2 protein-coding genes and 1 pseudogene are annotated in these 2435 nt (G+C 74.1%); all 3 read left to right on the forward strand.

Translation table 11 applies throughout. The features are described 5' to 3' along the window. Positions 1-221: 221 nt before the first annotated feature. Positions 222-799: pseudogene (locus tag RIF68_RS34260) on the forward strand (VIT1/CCC1 transporter family protein). A 122-nt stretch (positions 800-921) separates the two neighbouring features. Next, on the forward strand, positions 922-1821 hold the full coding sequence (locus RIF68_RS34265; protein WP_309054979.1) for a sterol desaturase family protein: 900 nt from the start codon (positions 922-924) through the stop codon (positions 1819-1821). Beyond that, positions 1818-2435 (forward strand): lysoplasmalogenase (locus RIF68_RS34270; protein ID WP_309055372.1); only part of this gene is annotated, 618 nt, incomplete at its 3' end. The genes RIF68_RS34265 and RIF68_RS34270, both read left to right, overlap by 4 nt.

Genomic DNA, 2435 nt, shown 5'->3' on the forward strand with positions numbered 1-2435 from the left:
CTGCGGGTAGGCGGCCGGCCACGTCGGTGCTGTCGTACGGTCGTCGAGCATGGTCACTGAGAATACGGCCCACGACCGACAGTCCCGCCCCCGGTGTCCTGGATGTCCCTGATGTCCGGTGAAGCCTCTTCAACTCCTCCGCCCCGGCGACGCCTTGCCGCCCGCCCGCCCCGGGCGGGTCGGTCCACGGCCGGCGGGCGCCCGGACGCGACGCTCCTGGGGTGACCGAACCCACCGCGCACGACGAACCCCGCGGCGGCCTCGGCACCCGCCTCAACTGGCTGCGGGCCGCGTGCTCGGGGCCGACGACGGAGTCGTCTCCACGGCGGGACCGGTCCTCGGGGTCGCCGGGGCCACCGGGGCCAACTGCGCGAGCGGCCGGAGGCCGAACTCGCCGAGCCGACCGGGCTCCTGACCGAGCGTGGTCTCCCGTGACGCGGCGCGCGAGGCCGCCGAACAGCTGACCGCGTGTGACGCCCTGCGCGCCCACGCGCGCGTGGAGCCGGGCATCGACCCCGACGCCCTCGCCGGCCCCTGGCACGCGGCCGGCGCCGGCTTCCTCGCCTTCACGGCCGGCGCCCCGCTGCCCCTCCTCGCGAGCGTCCTGCCCCCGGCGCCGGACCGGCTGTGGGTGACGGTCCTGTCGGTCCTCGCCGCCCTGGCCCTCACCGGCTGCTGGTCCGCCCGTCTCGGCGAGGCCCCCGCCGGCCGCGCCGTTCCGCGCAACACCGGCGGCGGCGCCCTGGCGATGGCGGTGACCTTCGCGGCGGGCTCCCCGCTCGGCGCGGCGGGCGTCTGAAACCCCACCCGGCACACGGGCCCCGTTGTCGGAAGGTGCCAAAGCTTGCTGACAAGCCGTCTCGCATACTTGTTGGTAACAACCTCTAGCGGCGCCCGCCGCCCCCCTCTACCGTCGACCGCATGCCGAACCTGCCCGATGTCGTGCTGTGGTCCATACCGGCGTTCGTCCTGCTCACCGTCGTGGAGATGGTCAGCTACCGCCTCCACCCCGACGAGGACGCCGCCGGGTACGAGGCCAAGGACGCCGCCACCAGCCTCGGCATGGGACTCGGCAGCCTGGTCTTCGACGCCCTGTGGAAGATCCCGGTCGTCGCGATCTACACCGCCGTGTACGAGCTCACCCCGCTGCGCGTCCCCGTCCTGTGGTGGACGATCCCGCTCATGCTGCTCGCCCAGGACTTCTTCTACTACTGGCAGCACCGCGGCCACCACGTGATCCGCATCCTCTGGGCCTGTCACGTCGTCCACCACAGCAGCCGCAAGTTCAACTTCACCACCGCGCTGCGCCAACCGTGGACCAGCCTGACCTCCTGGCCGTTCTACCTGCCGATGATCGCCCTCGGCGTGCACCCGGCGGCCGTCGCCTTCTGCTACTCCGTCAACCTCGTCTACCAGTTCTGGATCCACACCGAGCGCGTCGGCCGGCTCCCCCGCCCCTTCGAGTACGTCCTCAACACGCCCTCCCACCACCGCGTCCACCACGCCTCCCAGGGCGGTTACCTGGACCGGAACTTCGGCGGCATCCTCATCGTGTGGGACCGGATGTTCGGCTCCTGGGTCGGCGAGACCGAGCGGCCCGTGTACGGACTCACCAAGAACATCGACACGTACAACCCGCTGCGGGTCGCCACCCACGAGTACGCCGCCATCGCCCGCGACCTGCGCGCCGCGCGCGACTGGCGCGAGCGCGCCGGACGCGTCCTGCGCGGCCCCGGCTGGCAGCCCGCACCGCCCCCGGCCGGCGCCCCGGGCGTCCCCGGCACGCCCCAGGGCGGCACCGCGCCGGAGCCCGCCGCGTGACCACCCGTACCGCGACTCCGGGCCCCACCGCCACCGGCGCCGTCTCCCGCGCGCTCCTCGCCGCCTTCGTCCTCGCGGCAGCCGCCGACCTGATCGCGCTCCTCGCCGGCGCCGAGACCGGCCACCGGATCGCCAAGCCGCTGCTGATGCCGCTGCTCGCCGCCCACGCCGCGAGCCGTGGCGCCCCGAAGCTCCTGCTCACCGCGCTCCTGTTCGGCTGGGGCGGCGACGTCCTGCTGCTGTTCGACGCCGAGGCCGCCTTCCTCGCGGGCATGGGCTCCTTCGCCGCCGGACACGTCTGCTACCTCGTCCTCTTCGGGCGGAGGCGTACGTCCCCGCCGCTCGCCGGCCTGTACGCGGTGGCCCTCGTCGCCACCGTCGCCCTCCTCTGGCCCGACCTCCCGGCCGACCTCCGCGTCCCCGTCGCCGGCTACTCGCTGCTCCTCACCGCCATGGCCTGCCGGGCGAGCGCCCTCGGCGCCCTGGCGGGCGCGGGCGGCGCGCTGTTCCTGCTCTCCGACACCCTGATCGCGACCGGTGTCGCCGACTGGCCCCAGCCGCCCGTCCCCGACTTCTGGATCATGCTCACGTACCTGGCGGCGCAGTACCTGCTC

The organism is Streptomyces sp. (genome assembly GCF_031178505.1).
GTDB classification, from domain to species: Bacteria; Actinomycetota; Actinomycetes; order Streptomycetales; family Streptomycetaceae; genus Streptomyces; species Streptomyces gulbargensis.

Bases quoted from the DNA above. Each gene is read 5' to 3' on its own strand.
- RIF68_RS34265 (WP_309054979.1), top strand. From the start codon at position 922: ATGCCGAACCTGCCCGATGTCGTGCTGTGGTCCATACCGGCGTTCGTC.